The 14,960-nt window shown below is 73.7% G+C and carries 16 protein-coding genes; 9 read left to right on the top strand and 7 right to left on the bottom strand.

Annotated features, from left to right (window positions below):
- The first annotated feature begins 12 nt into the window (after positions 1–12).
- The 5 genes from ACN26Y_RS26160 (at position 13) to pdxT (ending at position 4,439) form a co-directional block, all read left to right on the top strand.
- Positions 13–948: a phosphatidylinositol mannoside acyltransferase gene (locus ACN26Y_RS26160; protein WP_155332812.1), complete on the top strand. Its 936-nt coding sequence runs from the start codon at positions 13–15 to the stop codon at positions 946–948.
- A gap of 16 nt (positions 949–964) precedes the next feature.
- Positions 965–2,125, top strand: a complete 1,161-nt coding sequence (locus ACN26Y_RS26155; protein ID WP_422733680.1) for a glycosyltransferase family 4 protein — start codon at positions 965–967, stop codon at positions 2,123–2,125.
- An 88-nt stretch (positions 2,126–2,213) separates the two neighbouring features.
- A complete protein-coding gene (locus ACN26Y_RS26150) occupies positions 2,214–2,708 on the top strand; it encodes a hypothetical protein (RefSeq protein WP_196255694.1) in 495 nt (164 codons plus the stop codon).
- Positions 2,709–2,845: 137 nt separating this feature from the next.
- Positions 2,846–3,763, top strand: coding sequence for a pyridoxal 5'-phosphate synthase lyase subunit PdxS (gene pdxS / locus ACN26Y_RS26145; RefSeq protein ID WP_366602493.1), 918 nt, complete (start codon positions 2,846–2,848; stop codon positions 3,761–3,763).
- Between the two features lie 70 nt (positions 3,764–3,833).
- On the top strand, positions 3,834–4,439 hold the full coding sequence (gene pdxT / locus ACN26Y_RS26140) for a pyridoxal 5'-phosphate synthase glutaminase subunit PdxT (protein WP_422733678.1): 606 nt from the start codon (positions 3,834–3,836) through the stop codon (positions 4,437–4,439).
- Positions 4,440–4,542: 103 nt separating this feature from the next.
- On the opposite strand, the gene ACN26Y_RS26135 is transcribed toward pdxT, so the two are convergent.
- On the bottom strand, positions 4,543–5,394 hold the full coding sequence (locus ACN26Y_RS26135; RefSeq protein ID WP_422734970.1) for a helix-turn-helix transcriptional regulator: 852 nt from the start codon (positions 5,392–5,394) through the stop codon (positions 4,543–4,545).
- Positions 5,395–5,497: 103 nt separating this feature from the next.
- Between ACN26Y_RS26135 and ACN26Y_RS26130 the strand changes: the two genes are divergently transcribed.
- The 3 genes from ACN26Y_RS26130 to ACN26Y_RS26120 all read left to right on the top strand — a co-directional run bounded on the left by ACN26Y_RS26130 (position 5,498) and on the right by ACN26Y_RS26120 (position 7,424).
- Entirely contained in the window at positions 5,498–6,145 is a 648-nt protein-coding gene (locus ACN26Y_RS26130; protein ID WP_422733677.1) for an NADPH-dependent FMN reductase, read from the top strand.
- A 3-nt stretch (positions 6,146–6,148) separates the two neighbouring features.
- On the top strand, positions 6,149–6,445 hold the full coding sequence (locus ACN26Y_RS26125) for a hypothetical protein (protein WP_155332805.1): 297 nt from the start codon (positions 6,149–6,151) through the stop codon (positions 6,443–6,445).
- A gap of 229 nt (positions 6,446–6,674) precedes the next feature.
- Positions 6,675–7,424 (top strand): YebC/PmpR family DNA-binding transcriptional regulator, encoded by a 750-nt coding sequence (locus tag ACN26Y_RS26120; RefSeq protein WP_155332804.1) that lies wholly within the window; start codon positions 6,675–6,677, stop codon positions 7,422–7,424.
- A 76-nt stretch (positions 7,425–7,500) separates the two neighbouring features.
- On the opposite strand, the gene ACN26Y_RS26115 is transcribed toward ACN26Y_RS26120, so the two are convergent.
- The 6 genes from ACN26Y_RS26115 to ACN26Y_RS26090 all read right to left on the bottom strand — a co-directional run bounded on the left by ACN26Y_RS26115 (position 7,501) and on the right by ACN26Y_RS26090 (position 13,043).
- Positions 7,501–8,562 (bottom strand): ABC transporter permease, encoded by a 1,062-nt coding sequence (locus ACN26Y_RS26115; RefSeq protein ID WP_422733676.1) that lies wholly within the window; start codon positions 8,560–8,562, stop codon positions 7,501–7,503.
- Positions 8,559–9,452 carry an ABC transporter ATP-binding protein gene (locus ACN26Y_RS26110; RefSeq protein WP_422733674.1) on the bottom strand — a complete coding sequence of 298 codons (894 nt, stop codon included), beginning with the start codon at positions 9,450–9,452 and terminating at the stop codon, positions 8,559–8,561. Before ACN26Y_RS26110 ends, ACN26Y_RS26115 begins: the two co-directional genes overlap by 4 nt.
- An 83-nt stretch (positions 9,453–9,535) precedes the next feature.
- Positions 9,536–10,279, bottom strand: a complete 744-nt coding sequence (locus tag ACN26Y_RS26105) for a response regulator (RefSeq protein WP_422733673.1) — start codon at positions 10,277–10,279, stop codon at positions 9,536–9,538.
- On the bottom strand, positions 10,276–11,556 hold the full coding sequence (locus ACN26Y_RS26100; protein WP_422733671.1) for a sensor histidine kinase: 1,281 nt from the start codon (positions 11,554–11,556) through the stop codon (positions 10,276–10,278). Before ACN26Y_RS26100 ends, ACN26Y_RS26105 begins: the two co-directional genes overlap by 4 nt.
- A 201-nt stretch (positions 11,557–11,757) precedes the next feature.
- Positions 11,758–12,705 (bottom strand): HAAS signaling domain-containing protein, encoded by a 948-nt coding sequence (locus ACN26Y_RS26095; RefSeq protein ID WP_155332799.1) that lies wholly within the window; start codon positions 12,703–12,705, stop codon positions 11,758–11,760.
- Complete coding sequence (locus ACN26Y_RS26090; protein WP_155332798.1) at positions 12,702–13,043, bottom strand: PadR family transcriptional regulator; 342 nt, start codon at positions 13,041–13,043, stop codon at positions 12,702–12,704. The genes ACN26Y_RS26095 and ACN26Y_RS26090 overlap by 4 nt, the downstream gene beginning before the upstream one ends.
- 172 nt (positions 13,044–13,215) lie before the next feature.
- Between ACN26Y_RS26090 and ACN26Y_RS26085 the strand changes: the two genes are divergently transcribed.
- The gene (locus ACN26Y_RS26085; RefSeq protein ID WP_422733670.1) at positions 13,216–14,808 is read left to right on the top strand and encodes a LamG-like jellyroll fold domain-containing protein; all 1,593 of its coding nucleotides are present in this window, start codon (positions 13,216–13,218) and stop codon (positions 14,806–14,808) included.
- The last annotated feature ends 152 nt before the right edge of the window (positions 14,809–14,960 follow it).

Here is a 14,960-nt window from a genome sequence, read left to right as displayed (position 1 = left end):
GGGCCGGCGCCGGTGACCCTCACCGAGCTGGCCTACCTCGCCGGGTGGCGCGCCGTCCGCGCGCTGCCCCGGCCCGTCGCGGCCGCGGCCTTCCGGGCGGGCGCCGACCGCGCCCACCGTCGCGGCGGCCCGAGTACGGCCCGACTCCGCGCCAACCTGCGCCGCGTCGTCGGCCCCGAGATGCCGGAGGCCGAGCTGGACGAGCTGGTCCGCGCCGGCCTGCGCTCCTACGCCCGGTACTGGCTGGAGGCGTTCCGCCTGCCGGCGCTGAGCCGCGCGGAGATCCTCGCCGCCTTCCGGCTGGACGGTGAGGACGTGCTGGCGGCCGACGTGGCCGCCGGCCGGGGCGCGGTCGTGGCGCTGCCGCACGCCGGCAACTGGGACGCCGCCGGCGCCTGGGTCGCGGCGATGGGCTGGCCGATCACCACCGTCGCCGAGCGGCTCAAGCCGGAGGGCGTCTACCGGCGTTTCCTCGCCTTCCGGCGGAATCTCGGCATGGAGATCCTGCCCACCCAGGGTGGGGAGCGGCCCGCCTTCGACGTGCTGGTCGACCGGATCCAGGCCGGTGCGATCGTCCCGCTCCTCGCCGACCGGGACCTCTCGGCGCGCGGCGTCGAGGTGAACTTCTTCGGCGCCCGCACCCGGATGCCCCCCGGTCCGGCGTTGCTCGCGCTGCGCACCGGCGCGCCCCTCTACGTGGCATCGATGTGGTACGAGCCGGACGCCGCGCACGCCTCGATCGAGGGGCCGGTGCCGGTGCCCGGCCCGGAGGAGGGCCCGCTGGACGCGCGGGTCCGGGCCCTGACACAGCGGGTCGCCGACGGTCTGGCGGCGGGCATCGCCCGCCATCCGGAAGACTGGCACATGTTGCAGCGGATGTGGTTGGACCAGCAGCACGCCGCCACGACCGGCGTGGCCCAGCCCTCGCCGGCAACCGGACAGGCCTGAGGGAAAGGGCGCCAACGTGCGAATCGGCATCGTGTGCCCGTACTCCTTCGACGTACCGGGCGGCGTGCAGAACCACGTGATGGACCTCGCCGAGGCGCTGATCGGCCTCGGGCACGAGGTGAGCGTCCTCGCCCCGGCCGACGAGGACTCGCCGCTGCCGCCGTACGTCGTGCCGGCCGGGCGGGCGGTGCCGCTGCCGTACAACGGCTCGGTGGCCCGGATCGCCTTCGGCCCGGTCTCCACCGCCCGGGTCCGCCGGTGGATCATCCGGGGCGACTTCGACGTGCTGCACGTGCACGAGCCGCTGACGCTCAGCCTGTCCATGCTCGCCGTGCTCTCCGCGCGGGGGCCGGTGGTGGCCACGTTCCACACCGCGATGACCCGCTCCCGGGTACTCGCCGCCGCGCAGGGCGTGCTCCAGATCGTTCTGGAGCGCATCACCGCCCGGATCGCGGTCAGCGCCCTGGCCCGCAAGGTGCAGGTCGAGCACATGGACGGCGGGGCGGTGGAGATCCCGAACGGGGTGGCCGTCGCGAAGTTCACCGACGCCGAGCCGCTGCCCGGCTGGCCGGGGGAGTGCGCATCGGGACGGGGCGGCACGATCGGCTTCCTCGGCCGGTTCACCGAGGCCCGCAAGGGCTTCCCGGTGCTTCGGGACGCGTTCGTGCACCTCGCGTCCGAACGCCCCGGGCTGCGGCTGCTGGTCGCGGGGCCCGGTGACTCCGACGACCTGTACGAGAAGTTCCCGGCCGAGTTGCATGACCAGATCACCTTCCTCGGCCTGGTCTCCGAGGCGGACAAGGCCCGGATGCTGCGCAGCGTCCACCTCTATGTGGCGCCGAACACCGGCGGCGAGTCGTTCGGGATGATCCTCACGGAGGCGCTCGCGGCGGGGACGACGGTCGTCGCGAGTGATCTGGACGCCTTCCGCCGGGTGCTCGACGGCGGCCGGGCCGGCCGGCTGTTCCGCACCGGCGACCCGTCGGCACTGGGGACCGCCCTCGCCGACCTGCTCGACGACCCGGAGACGCGGGCCACGCTGACCGCCTGCGGCGACCAGGTGGTGGCGAATTTCGACTGGCCCGTGGTTGCCCGCCGGGTTCTGGAGGTATACGCAGCGGCGATCGAGGCCACCGACGGTCGGGTCATCGACCAGGAATGGGTGGGGCTGGGCTGACCGGTGGGGCCGGTGGTGCGGGGGAGGCCGGCGGTCGGCCGGCCGTGGCCGGCGGAGACGGGAACGGAGCGACACTACGATGCCGGGCATGTGGTGGGCGGTGGGCGCGACGCTGGTCGTCGGGCTGCTGGCGGCGTACCTCGTCTGGACCGCCGGACGGGTTCGGCGCCTGCAGGCGCGGGCGGAGTCGGCGGCCCGGGCGCTCGACGCCCACCTGCTGCGCCGCGCGGCGGCCGCCGCGGTCCTCGCCGAGCGCCGCTACGGTGTCGAGCTGTACGCGGCCGCGCGGATCGCGCTGGATGCCCGCCCCGACGAGCGTGAGGCGGCCGAGAACGACCTCACCCGCCAACTGCGCGCGGTTCAGCTCGATCCGGGCGATCCGGACGCGGAGGCCGTGATCGCCGCGAGCCGGCGGCTGGCGTTGGCCCGGCAGGTGCACACCGACCTGGTCCGTGACGCCCGGGCGGCGCGGGGGCGACCGCTGGTGCGTCTGTTACGGATGGGGCGACGGCAGCCCTGGCCGCGGTACTTCGACATCGACGATCCGACGCTGACCGCACCCGCCGACGTCCCCGCCGGCTGAGCGCGCGACACCTCCCGGCCCGTGACGGCTGCCACACAGCAGGCCACCGTGGGTCTGATTGGCTGTCGGACGCGCGTTCACCCCGTCGTAGCATCTCCGCAGCCACCCTCCCAGCACGTCTCTAGGAGCGATGACCCGTGCCCGAAACCACCTCCCCGAACACCACTGCCACCCCCGTGACCGGCACCGCCCGCGTCAAGCGCGGCATGGCCGAGATGCTCAAGGGCGGCGTGATCATGGACGTGGTCACCCCCGAGCAGGCCAAGATCGCCGAGGACGCCGGCGCCGTCGCCGTGATGGCGCTGGAGCGGGTGCCCGCCGACATCCGCGCCCAGGGCGGCGTCTCCCGGATGAGCGACCCGGACATGATCGACGGCATCATCAACGCCGTCTCCATCCCGGTGATGGCCAAGGCCCGGATCGGCCACTTCGTCGAGGCGCAGATCCTGCAGTCCCTCGGTGTGGACTACGTCGACGAGTCCGAGGTGCTGACCCCGGCCGACTACGAGAACCACATCGACAAGTGGGCCTTCACCGTCCCCTTCGTCTGCGGCGCCACCAACCTGGGCGAGGCGCTGCGCCGGATCACCGAGGGGGCGGCCATGATCCGCTCCAAGGGCGAGGCCGGCACCGGTGACGTCTCCAACGCCACCACCCACATGCGCAAGATCCGCAAGGAGATCCGCCGGCTCCGGTCGCTGCCGGCCGACGAGCTGTACGTCGCCGCCAAGGAGCTGCAGGCGCCGTACGAGCTGGTCAAGGAGGTCGCCGAGACCGGCAAGCTGCCGGTGGTGCTGTTCACCGCCGGTGGTATCGCCACCCCGGCCGACGCCGCCATGATGATGCAGCTCGGCGCCGAGGGCGTCTTCGTCGGCTCCGGCATCTTCAAGTCCGGCAACCCGGCGCAGCGTGCCGCCGCGATCGTCAAGGCCACCACCTTCCACGACGACCCGGACGTGCTGGCCAAGGTCTCCCGCGGCCTCGGCGAGGCGATGGTCGGCATCAACGTCGACGAGATCCCGCAGCCGCACCGCCTGGCCGAGCGCGGCTGGTGAAGGAAGGGCCCCTGCTTAACGCCTCCGGTAGAGAAGGGGCCCCCTCTTAACGACTGCGGAAGGAGTGAACGTGACGGCACCCGTGATCGGTGTGCTCGCCCTCCAGGGCGACGTCCGGGAGCACGCCGACGCCCTGGCCGCCGCCGGAGCGGACGCCCGACCGGTCCGCCGCTGCGAGGAGTTGGACGCGGTCGACGGCCTGGTCATCCCGGGCGGCGAGTCCACCACGATCAGCAAGCTGGCCGACATCTTCGAGCTGCGCGAGCCGATCGACAAGCGCGTCGCCGGTGGCATGCCGGTCTACGGGTCCTGCGCCGGCATGATCATGCTGGCCGGTGAGGTGCTCGACGGCCGGCCCGACCAGCGCGGCTTCGCCGGCATCGACATGACCGTCCGGCGCAACGCGTTCGGCCGCCAGGTCGACTCGTTCGAGGCGCCGGTGGAGGTCACCGGCGTCGACGGCGGGCCGTTCCACGCGGTGTTCATCCGGGCGCCCTGGGTGGAGCGCGTCGGTGCGGGCGTCGAGGTGCTCGGCACGGTGACCGAGGGCCCCGCCGCCGGGCGGATCGTCGCGGTCCGGCAGGGCAACCTGCTGGCCACCTCGTTCCACCCGGAGCTGACCGGCGACCGGCGCCTGCACGCGTACTTCGTGAACCTCGTCCGCACCGCCCGCTGACCCCGCCCGACCCGCGCGCCGGCGCTCGTCGATCAAGAGGTTTGCGGGGCCGCGCCTCTCGATCGACCCGAGCGGGTGATCGACCGGGCGGGTGGGCGGGGGCTCAGCCTGCGACGGCGCGCAGGCGGCCGGGTACGCGGCCCAGGAGCTTGTCCAGCCGGGCGGCCGTGGCCGCGTCCGCCGGCACGTGGGTGATCAACCACTGGTCGCCCGTGTCGCCGACCGTCAGGGTCTCGTAGGCCAGCCGTAGCGGCCCGACGTGCGGGTGGCGCAGCTCGCGTACCCCGTGGTGCGCCGCCGGCACCGGACGCCGCCGCCACCGGTCGGCGAACGGCGTGCCCACGGTCCGGACCAGCCGGTCGGCGAACTCGTCGGTCGCCGGATCGCCCTGGCGCAGCCGGTGCAGCTCGGCGACCTGGTGGTCGGCCGTTCCGGCCCAGTCGGCGAACGCCTCCCGGGCCCGTTCGTCGGTGAAGACGTACCAGGTCAGGTTGGGGTGGGAGCCGTCGAGCAGACCCAGCGGCCGGGCGACCCGGTCGAAGGGGTCGTTCCACGCCAGGACGTCGCCGAGCCGGTTGGCCAGGTGCGCCGGCGCGTCGCGGAAGGCGTCGAGCAGCGCGCGGACGGACGGCCGCACCGTACGCGTGACCGCGGTCCTCCCGCGCGGGCAGAGCTGCCTGCTGTGGTGGGCGGCCGCGAGCTGGCGGAGGTGTTCGCGGTCGGCGTCGTCCAACCGCAGCGCGTCGGCGAGCGCGGCGAGGATCTCCGGCGACGGGCGGGTGTCGCGGCCCTGTTCCAGGCGGGTCAGGTACTCCACGCTCACCTGCGCGAGCGTCGCCAGCTCGGCGCGGCGCAGTCCCGGCGTCCGGCGCCGGGGCCCCTCGGGAAGGCCGACCCGTCCGGGCGGGAGCGCTTCCCGCCGGCTGCGCAGGAACGCGCCGAGCTCTCCGTCCATCACCGGCCCAGTCTGACACCGGACACCCGACGAAGGGTGTCCCTGCCGGGGCCACCCTCGCGCCGGCCTCCCCACCCAGCCGCCCCGGCGCGAGGCTCAGGTCATGCAGAACACACAGACCTCCGCGCCGATCCGGATCGGCGTGATCGTGGGCAGCACCCGACCGGGCCGGCGCGGCACCGCCGTCGCCGGCTGGGTGACCCGGGTCGCGTCCCGGCACCCGGCCGTTCGCGACGGCGACGCCGCCGTCGAGCTGGTGGACCTGGCCGAGCAGGACCTGCCGCTGCTCGACGAGCCGGTGCCGGCGTTGTTCGGCGACTACCGCAACCCGCACACCCGGCGCTGGGCGGGCGTGGTCGGCGGGTACGACGCCTTCCTGTTCGTCACCCCGGACTACAACCGGTCCGTCCCGGCCGCGTTGAAGAACGCCGTCGACTACCTGTACGCCGAGTGGAACGGCAAGGTCGCCGGGGTGCTGACCTACGGCGTGCAGGGCGGCACCCGGGCCGGCGACCACCTCCAGACCGTCCTCGGCGAGGTGCGGGTCGTGGTCGTACCGACGCGGGTGGCCCTGGGGCTCTTCACCGATTTCGACTTCTCCGGCGCGGCGCCGGATGACCCGACCCACCCGGCCCGGCTCGCTCCCGAGGACGGGCGGGAGCAGTCGCTCACCACCATGCTCACCGAGATCCTGACCTGGACGACCGCGCTGCGGGCCGCGGCGGACCGCCGGCCCGAGCTGGTGGGGTGAGCGGTGGAGACGATCGTCATCCAGTACCGGGTCCGTCCCGAACACGTCGGGACGCACCTGGCCCTCCTGCGTGCCGTCTACGCCGAGTTGTCCCGGACCCGGCCGGCCGGGCTGCGCTTCGTGACGCTGCAACTCGACGACGGGCGCAGCTTCGTCGACATCGCCCTGGCCCCGGAGCTGCCGGGACCGCTGCCGCAGCTGGAATCGTTCCGCCGGTACCGCGCCGGGCTGGAGGACCGGTGTGCGGAGCGGAGCACCTCCGGATTCACCGAGGTCGGGTCGTACGGCTTCGGGGAATGACCACCCGGCCCGCCCCGTTGTGCCTGTTCGGGCCGCACGGGGCGGGCCGGCGGCGTGCGGTGCGTGACATCCACCCGCGGCCCGCCGGTAGGATTGCCGAGATTCGGCAGGGCCATCTGCCCGCCACGGCTTCCACCAGAGCTGACCGGCACTCTCCGCGTGCGCCGGCGGGAGCGGGGGCGAGTGCGGTGCGGTCGATGCAGACGGCGGGTAGCAACGGAGGTAACTGATGTCCGGCCACTCAAAGTGGGCGACGACCAAGCACAAGAAGGCGGTCATCGACGCCAAGCGCGGCAAGATGTTCGCCAAGCTGATCAAGAACGTCGAGGTGGCGGCGCGCACCGGCGGCGGCGACCCGGCCGGCAACCCGACCCTCTACGACGCGATCCAGAAGGCCAAGAAGAATTCGGTCCCCAACGACAACATCGATCGCGCGGTCAAGCGGGGCTCCGGCCTGGAGGCCGGCGGCGCCGACTACCAGACGATCATGTACGAGGGCTACGGCCCGAACGGCGTCGCGCTGCTGATCGAGTGCCTCACCGACAACCGCAACCGCGCCGCCACCGAGGTGCGTACCGCGCTGACCCGCAACGGCGGTTCGTTCGCCGACGCCGGCTCGGTGTCGTACATGTTCTCCCGCAAGGGCGTGGTCATCGTCCCCAAGGCCGGCACCAGCGAGGACGACGTGATGATGGCCGTCCTGGACGCGGGCGCCGAGGAGGTCAACGACCTCGGCGAGGCGTTCGAGGTGGTCTCCGAGCCGACCGACCTGATCGCGGTCCGCACCGCGCTGCAGGACGCCGGCATCGAGTACGAGTCGGCCGAGTCCTCGCTGATCCCGAGCGTCAACGTCCCGCTGGACGAGGAGGGCGCCCGGAAGATCTTCAAGCTGATCGACGTCCTGGAGGACTGCGACGACGTGCAGAACGTCTACGCGAACTTCGACGTCAGCGACGAGATTATGGCCGCCGTCGGCTGAGCCGCCGCCGGGAGCGCTTCGCGCCGGGCCCGGCACCACCCGCCATCGGTGGTGCCGGGCCCGTTTCGCGTCCGCGTCAGCCCAGCGTCTCCCGGGAGCGCCAGGCGGTGCCGATCGAGGTGCGGCCGTTGGTACGCAGCAGCGAGCCCTCGTACACCCGGGCTCCCGCGGCCAGGAACGCGCCGGCGGTGACCAGCAGCAGGGCCAGCGACACCAGCGGTTCCCAGCCGGCGGCGTCACCGGTGAACAGCCGCAGCGGCATCGCCGTCGGCGCGGAGAACGGCAGGTAGGACATCACCCGCATGGCGGTCGCGTTGTCGTTGAGGAAGATGACCGCGAAGAACGGCAGCATCACGGCGAGCTGCACCGGTGTGGACACCCCGCCGATGTCCTCGAGCCGGTTGACCAGGGCCCCGGCCGCCGCCCACATGGCCGCGATCAGCACGAAGCCCAGCAGGAAGAACGGCAGGAACCACCCGATCGCGGGCGCGAGCAGCGAGAGCAGCCCGCCGCTGTCGCCGAACGTCATGCCGGCGACCGTGACCAGGGCGACCAGGGCGATCTGCCCCAGCGCCAGCAGGGTCCCGGCGACCAGCTTGCCGGCCAGCAGTGCCCGGACCGGCACCGCGGCGACGAGGATCTCGACGATCCTGGTCTGCTTCTCCTCGATGATGCTCTGCGCGATCTGCACGCCGAAGGTCTGTGACGTCACGAAGAAGACGAACGCGAAGGCGAACGGCACCAGGAACGCCACCGCCGGGTCCACCGCGTCGGGGTTCAGCAGCCGCACCGGCGGCTGGGTGCTCAGGGCGGTCACGACGTCGTCGGGCGCCTCGTCCATTGCGAGCACGGTCGGGCCGGACACGACGGCGGCGTCCACGTCGCCGTCGCGGACGGCCTGCTCGGCGGCGCGGTCGTCCGGCAGCGTCCGTACCTCGAGCCCCGCCGCGCGCAGCGGACCGGCCACCGCCTCGGTCGCGGCCACGGTGGACGGACCGCCGGAGAGCAGCGGCGGCAGGATCGTCGCCGCGGCGGCGATGAGCAGGAAGAACAGCGTGCTGATGAGGAAGGTCCGGTCGCGCAGCTTGACCCGGACCTCCCGGACGGCGACCAGGCGGGTGGCCTGCAGGGTGTTCACTGGGCGACCTCTCGGAAGATCTCGGTGAGGGAGGGGCTGACCGGGCGGAACGCGCGGACCGGGCCGCGGGCGAGCGCCGCGTGCAGCACCGGCTGCTCGTCGGTGCCCGGCGGGAGGTCGAAGACGGCGCGGGCGCCGTCCAGGTCCACCAGGGTCACCCCCGGCTGGTCGCGGAGCCAGCCGGCGTCGGTCTCCACCACCAGCTCGTAGCGGGGCGAGGTGTACGTCGAGCGCAACTGCTCGCGGCTACCGGCGGCCCGGATCACGCCGCCCGCGATGATCACCAGGTCGTCGCAGAGCCGTTCCACGACGTCGAGCTGGTGGCTGGAGAAGAGCACCGGTACGCCGGTCTCGGCGCGTTCGCGCAGCACGGCGACGACCGTGTCCACGGCCAGCGGGTCGAGGCCGGAGAACGGCTCGTCGAGCACCAGCACCTCGGGGTCGTGCACCAGCGCGGCGGCGATCTGGGCGCGCTGCTGGTTGCCCAGCGAGAGCGTCTCCAGCAGGTCGTCGCCGCGTTCGGCGAGGCCGACCCGCTCCAGCAGCACGTCGGTGTTGCGGCGGGCCGCCGCCGTGGTCATCCCGTGCAGCCGGCCCAGGTAGGTCACCTGCTCCCGGACGCTCATCTTCGGGTAGAGGCCGCGTTCCTCCGGCATGTAGCCGAAGCGTCGGCGGTCCTCCCGCGTCAGTGGTCTGCCCTGCCAGGTCACCTGACCGGCGTCGGCGGCGAGCACGCCGAGGACGATCCGCATGGTTGTCGTCTTGCCGGCGCCGTTTCCGCCCACGAAGCCGGTCATCCGCCCGGCCGGCACCTCGAAGGACACGTTCTGGAGCACCCGACGGTCGCCGAAGCTGCGGTCGACACCGTCGAGACGGAGGACGTTCGTCACGGCGGCCACGCTAGGTCACCGGGCGCCGTCCGCCGTCCGTCCACGGGCTGAGCCTCCGGATCCCCCGCGGGACGGACCGGAGATCATCCGCCGGGGCGTACCACCCCGTGCTCGTACGCGAAGACCACCGCCTGGACCCGGTCGCGCAGGCCGAGTTTGGTCAGCACCCGGCTGACGTGCGTCTTCACCGTCGCCTCGCCCAGGTGCAGGGCGGCGGCGATCTCCGCGTTGCTCGCGCCCCCGGCGACCAGGACCAGCACCTCCCGCTCCCGGGGGGTGAGGTCCCGCAGCGCCGCCTCCGGTGCCGTCCCCGCCGTGGCCGAGGCGCCGGAGCGGGCGAAGGTGGCGATCACCCGCCGGGTGAGCTCCGGGGCGATGAGCCCTTCGCCGCGGGCCACCACCCGGATCGCCTCGACCAGCGACTCCGGGGTGCCGTTCTTGAGCAGGAACCCGCTCGCCCCGGCGCGCAGCGCGGTGAACAGGTAGTCGTCCCGGTCGAAGGTGGTGAGGATCAGCACCGCCGGCCCGCCTGACTGGTCCGCGTCGGCGGTGATCCGCCGGGTGGCCTCCAGCCCGTCGACGCCGGGCATCTCCACGTCCATCAGCACCACGTCCGGGCGCAGCGCCCGGGTCATGCTCACCGCCCGTTCGCCGTCGGCGGCCTCCCCGACCACCTCGATGTCGTCCTCCACCTCGAGGATGACCCGGAACCCGGTGCGGACGAGGTGCTGGTCGTCGGCGAGCAGCACCCGGACGGCCCGGCCGGCCCCGGCGCCGGTGCCGGCACGGGACCCGGCCGCGCCGGGCGTGGTGATCCGCTCGCTCATGTCGGACGCTCCGCCGCGGCGGGCAGCGGAAAGCGGGCGCGTACCCGCCAGCCGCCGCCGGCGCGTGGGCCGACCTCCAGCGCGCCGCCGTGCGTGGCGACCCGCTCGCGCATCCCGACCAGGCCCATCCCGTCGGGATTGGGTGGGCGGGTGGGCCGTCCGTCGTCGGTCACGTCCACCTCCACGTCGTGCGCCAGGTGGCGGATCCGCACGTCCAGCGCGGTCGCCCCGGTCGCGTGTTTCAGCGTGTTCGTCGCCGCTTCCTGCACCACCCGGTACGCGGCCTGGGAGACCGAGTCCGGCAGCGGCACCGGGTCCCCGTACACCCCGAGGCTGGCCCGCAGCCCCGCCTCCCGGGCCCGGTCGACCACCGCGGTGACCTGGTCGATCCCGGCGGGCTGCCCGACAGCCGCCGGCTCGCGGTCGCGGGCGCGCAGGACGCCGAGCATCCGGCGCAGCTCGTCCACCGCCGTGCGCGCCGACTCCTCGACGGCGCCGAGCGCGATGCGGGCCTTGGCCGGGTCCCGGTCGAGGACCCGGCGGGCGGCGGCCGCCTGCACGCCCATCACCGACACGTGGTGGGCGACGACGTCGTGCAGCTCCCGGGCGATGCGGACCCGCTCGCCGACCACGGCGTGCTCGCGGACCTCGGCCTGCGACCGGCGGAGCTCCTCCGCCTGCGCCCGGAGGTCGTGCGACCGGCGGGCGGCCAGCCAGGCGGTCTCCCCGAAGAAGTACGCGAAGCCGAAGAACAGGCCGTTGAGCAGCACCCCGTTGACCATCATCGCGATCACCGGGGGGACCGGCCCGACGGCGCCGGCGAACGCGTCGGGCGGGATGCGGGCGACACTGATCGCGTACGAGACGCCGAGCCAGACGAACATGGCGGCGATCACGCCGATCCGCAGTCGCCGCGCGAGGCGGCGGTCCCGGCCCCACGCGCCGAGCGTGTAGAGGGCGGCGAAGAGCGCGCCCGAGGTCACCTGGAACTCCGGTGCGGCGCGGGCCTGCCCCGCGATGTACGCGGCGGAGACGACCAGCGTGACCGTGGCGGGGAACCGCCGCCGCCAGATCAGCGGCAGAGTGGTCGCGACGGTCCAGAGGATCTGCTCCGCCACCGACGGAGGCGGGCCCAGGACGAACGCCCCGGTGCTGCGGGCGAGGGTGAGGCTGACCAGGGCGAGCACGGTCACCGCCAGCCCCACGTAGACGTCGCGCCGCTGCTGCTCAGGCGTCGGCCCGGGCCGCCGCCAGTCCTCACCCGCCGCCGTGCTCATTCTGGTCAGGATCTCATCCATCCGGTCGGTGCCCGCCCGGAACCCCACCTGGCCGCCGCGCCGGCCGACGGGCGGGGCGGCACGGCGTTCGCCCGGTCGGTGTGATCCACTCCGTGCCGCCGGCATCGCGTGATCTACGGCGGCGGGACACCGCGATGCCGCCGGCATCGAGTCGATCATGCGCCGCCGGGACCGGGTGTGTCAGCGGCGGGCACGTAGCGCCTTGACCACGCTGTCGACGACGTCCCAGAGCACGACGGCCACGGTGCCGATCGCGACGCCGTTCGCGAGCGTCTCGAGATTGTCGCCGTCGCGCAGCCACGGAATGTGGGCGACGAACTCGGGGTTGAACAGCCGGTCGGTGAGCAGCAGCCAGACCGCCGGCACCGCGAACGCCAGGTGCAGCAGGGCGTTGAGCGCGACGAGGGGCCAGGTCCAGCGGCCGACGCGGTACTTGGTGATCTCCAGGCCGGCGCTGACGACCAGCACCGCGAGGAGGACCGGGAGCCAGGACGTCCACAGTGCGGGGTCGAGGATCGCCAGGCGGTCACCGTCGGCCGGGACCAGCGTCTGGAAGTGCTGCCAGACGAGGAACGCGGCGGTCAGGACCAGGGCGACGAGCGAGGCGCACGTGTCGGTGAGCGGGACGTCCCGCTCGACGGGCTCGTCGGGGAGGTCGTCGACGGTCCAGCCGGGCAGGTTCAGCGGGGTGCCCAGCCGTTCGAGCACCGCGAAGACCAGCGTCACCCAGAACGCGATCTGCACGGCGGTCTGGAAGGCCGCGACGATGCCGGCCCCGATGGCGCCGCCCGGGTTGTCGCCGGCGGTGGCCTCCACGACGCCGACGACCACGCCGACGATGCCGGGGATGATGCTGAGCAACGTGACGAGCAGCCGCTGCCAGGCCAGGTAGTAGGTGGGGCCGATGAGTTGGAGCCGCCGGTCGGCGTACCGGGCGGCGAGCTGCGCCGGGTCGCCCAGCTCGGTGAGCACCTCCCGCTCGGCGGAGGCGGTGTCCTCCCCGGCGGCTGTCCGGCCCTCGATCATGTCCTCGATCGAGGCGCGCAGCTCGGTGGCGATCTCCCCGCGGCGCGCGGCGGGCACCGAGCGCAGGGTCGCGGCGACGTAGCGGTCGGTCAGGGCGGTCATCGGTCCACTCCTTCGAGCAGGGCGGTCATGGAGGTCTGCACGGCGGACAGGTCGGCGAGGAGCCGGTCGAGGACCGCCTCGCCGTCGGGGCTGGTCCGGTAGAACTTGCGCGGCCGGCTCTCCTCGGTGTTCCACTCGCTGGTCAGCAGCCCCTGGTCCTCGAGGCGGCGCAGCAGCGGGTAGAGCGTGTTGGCATCGACGGGAAAGCCGTGCTCGGTCAGGCGTTGCAGCAGCGCGTAGCCGTAGTCGGGGCGGCGCAGGACGACGAGGCTCGCCACCACGACCGTGCCCCGGCGCAGCTCCTGGAGGTGGGTCCGGAGGATCTCTTCGCTGACCATGCATCACACGCTACTGTGCGCCACACACTATTGTCCAGCCGAACATCATTGTGCCCAGGTGACGGCGGGGTGGCGGTGCTTGCACCGCCCTGTGACACTGACCCGGCGACCGGCCGGACGCGCGTGGATCCCCTCGGGACAGCTCGGCCGGACTTCAGCGGGGAAAGGTGTCATGACCAGCTATTTCTCGTCCGGCCGTGCCCGGACCAGCACACTTGCCATGGCGGTGGCAGCCGCCCTCCTGCCCGCCGGTGCCGCGGAGGCGGCACCGCGCGGGAGCACCACCATCGACCGTCCGGCCCCAGCGACCGCGTTCTGGTCGGTGGAGACGTATCCGGGCATCACCCGGGAGCAGGCCCTCGCCGACAACCAGCCCGCCGTCGGCGGTGACAGCCCACTGACGCCCGTGGGCCTCGGCTGGGAGCAGGACGCCCGGCTGGTCGGGGGAGAGGCGTCCGCGTTCGACGGCGCGTCGTCGTACCTGTCCGCGTCGCCCACCACGTTGGACAGCGCCGGCACCTTCTCGGTCGCCGCCTGGGTCCGCCTCACCGACGCGTCCGTCAGCCGGGACTTCGTCAGCAAGGCCGGTTCGCGGCACGCCACGCTCTCCGTGGGCTACGACAAGGCCTCCAACCGGTGGCAGGTCCGGATGCCGACGAAGACCGGGAAGGGCGCCAAGTGGTCGGTCGCCCGGTCCACGTCGGCGCCGCGGGTCGGCCTCTGGACCCACGTCGCGGTGGTCCACGACGCCGCCGCGCGTACCCTCACCCTCTGGGTTGACGGCGTCGCCGAGGCGACCAAGTTCCGGGTGACCGCCGTCAACGACCCCGCCGGCGAGTTCCGGCTGGGTCGTGGCGACGCCACCTGGTGGCGGGGCAATCTGGCCGACGTGCGGGTGTACGACCGGACCCTCGTCGCTCAGGACTTCACCGGCTGGCGCGCCTCCGACCCGGGGTCCGGCGGCTTCGACGAGCCGGGCCTCCTGCGGCCGGTCCAGGTCGGCAAGTGGAACTTCGAGAACGCGATTCCGTGCTACGACGAGTCGATCGACGACCCCACCCTCTGCTCCGCGCCCGACAGCACCGCGTTCGACCGTCAGCTCTACCTGACCCAAGGGTCGTATGTCGACGCCGGGCGGCAGGGCAGCGTCCTCGCACTGGACGGGACGCACTGGATCGACGACCCGTCGGATCCGCACTACGGCGAGACCACCCGGGAGTACGCCCGCAGCCAGGCCAACCGGGGTGAGCCGGGCAACCCGGTCTGGGCGGACGCGCCGGTGCTGCGTACCGACCAGTCGTTCACCCTCGCCACCTGGGTCCGGCTCGACCCGTCCCGCGGCGCGCAGACCGTGGTGTCGCAGGACGCGGCCGGCGGTCACGCGTTGCGCCTCGGCTGGGAGCCGGTCGACGGCGGACGCTGGACCCTCGTGGTTCCGGCGGACGGCGCCGGCGCGCCCGGCGGCGCCGCCACGGAGGCGACCGCCCCGGCGGCCGACGCCGACCTGTGGCACCACCTGGTCGTGGTGCTCGACGCCGCCCACCGGCAGGTGCTGCTCCACGTCGACGGCACCCTCGTCCGCACGGTGGCGCTGGACGCCGCCGGGCAGCCCCGGCAGGCAACCGGTTCCCTGGTGGTCGGGCGCGTGAGCACCGCGGCCGGCCCCGAGGGGTGGCTCTACGGCCAGGTGGACGACCTGGGCGCGTACCAGGGCGCGATGAGCTCGGCGGACGTGGCGGCACTCTTCGTCGCCCAGCGGGTCTGACACCCGGCGAGGGCGCGGGCATCCCGGCGGTGCCCGCGCCCTCGCCGGCCGCGTCCTGGCCGCCCCCGCCGGCCGGGCCCTCGCCGGCCGCGGCGAGATGCGGACCACCTCCGGCGCGGACGGTGGAGGCCGTCAGCCGGCGTCGGTAGGGT

This window comes from Micromonospora sp. WMMD558, from assembly GCF_049315255.1.
Classification (GTDB): domain Bacteria; phylum Actinomycetota; class Actinomycetes; order Mycobacteriales; family Micromonosporaceae; genus Micromonospora.
Note: the sequence above shows the minus strand (reverse complement) of the source record. Positions and strands in the feature narration are given on the sequence as shown.

What these genes read in the sequence shown, in the direction of transcription:
- ACN26Y_RS26085 (WP_422733670.1), top strand. Translation starts at nt 13,216, where the DNA reads ATGACCAGCTATTTCTCGTCCGGCCGTGCCCGGACCAGCACACTTGCC.
- ACN26Y_RS26100 (WP_422733671.1), bottom strand. Translation starts at nt 11,556, where the DNA reads ATGAGCACGGCGGCGGGTGAGGACTGGCGGCGGCCCGGGCCGACGCCT.
- ACN26Y_RS26150 (WP_196255694.1), top strand. Translation starts at nt 2,214, where the DNA reads ATGTGGTGGGCGGTGGGCGCGACGCTGGTCGTCGGGCTGCTGGCGGCG.
- ACN26Y_RS26130 (WP_422733677.1), top strand. Translation starts at nt 5,498, where the DNA reads ATGCAGAACACACAGACCTCCGCGCCGATCCGGATCGGCGTGATCGTG.
- ACN26Y_RS26095 (WP_155332799.1), bottom strand. Translation starts at nt 12,705, where the DNA reads ATGACCGCCCTGACCGACCGCTACGTCGCCGCGACCCTGCGCTCGGTG.
- ACN26Y_RS26135 (WP_422734970.1), bottom strand. Translation starts at nt 5,394, where the DNA reads ATGGACGGAGAGCTCGGCGCGTTCCTGCGCAGCCGGCGGGAAGCGCTC.
- ACN26Y_RS26105 (WP_422733673.1), bottom strand. Translation starts at nt 10,279, where the DNA reads ATGAGCGAGCGGATCACCACGCCCGGCGCGGCCGGGTCCCGTGCCGGC.
- ACN26Y_RS26120 (WP_155332804.1), top strand. Translation starts at nt 6,675, where the DNA reads ATGTCCGGCCACTCAAAGTGGGCGACGACCAAGCACAAGAAGGCGGTC.
- ACN26Y_RS26090 (WP_155332798.1), bottom strand. Translation starts at nt 13,043, where the DNA reads ATGGTCAGCGAAGAGATCCTCCGGACCCACCTCCAGGAGCTGCGCCGG.